1 protein-coding gene and 1 pseudogene are annotated in these 478 nt (G+C 72.2%); both read left to right on the top strand.

Annotation, left to right across the window (positions count from 1 at the left end):
- Positions 1-267, top strand: a pseudogene (locus tag DLJ49_RS19935) (phage tail tape measure protein); the annotation flags it as partial.
- A gap of 61 nt (positions 268-328) precedes the next feature.
- Positions 329-478 (top strand): DUF2460 domain-containing protein (locus tag DLJ49_RS22610; protein WP_233489322.1); only part of this gene is annotated, 150 nt, incomplete at its 3' end.

The raw sequence follows: 478 nt of genomic DNA, 5'->3' as shown, positions 1-478 counted from the left end.
GCGGCCTTCGCGGCGGCCCCGCGGATGCATTCCGGCGGCACACTGGGTCTGCGTCATGACGAGGTGCCGGCGATCCTGCAGCGCGGAGAGCGGGTGCTCTCGCGCCGTGAGACCCGCGAGTATGACGCCCCGCGCGGTGACCGCGAGCCCGCACCGGTCGTCAACATCTCGATCCAGACCCGCGACGCGGAGAGCTTCCGGCAGTCGCGGACGCAGGTCGCCGCGGACATCTCACGCGCCGTCGCCATGGGCCGGAGGGGCATGTGAGTGCGACCCCGCAAGTGGGAACCGGTTGCGGGGGCCAGAGCACGAACCACGGAGAGACTTGATGGCGTTCCACGAGGTCCGGTTTCCCGACAACATCAGCCGCGGCGCGCGCGGCGGGCCGGAGCGGCGCACGCAGATCGTCGAGCTCGCCTCGGGCGAGGAGGAGAGGAACGCCAGCTGGGCCAACTCGCGCCGGCGCTACGACGTCGCC

Origin of the sequence: Rhodovulum sp. 12E13 (genome assembly GCF_003340565.1) — a bacterium.
Lineage (GTDB): Bacteria > Pseudomonadota > Alphaproteobacteria > Rhodobacterales > Rhodobacteraceae > HLUCCA09.
The sequence above is the reverse complement of the archived record's forward strand: the minus strand, read 5'-3'. Positions and strand labels throughout refer to the sequence as shown.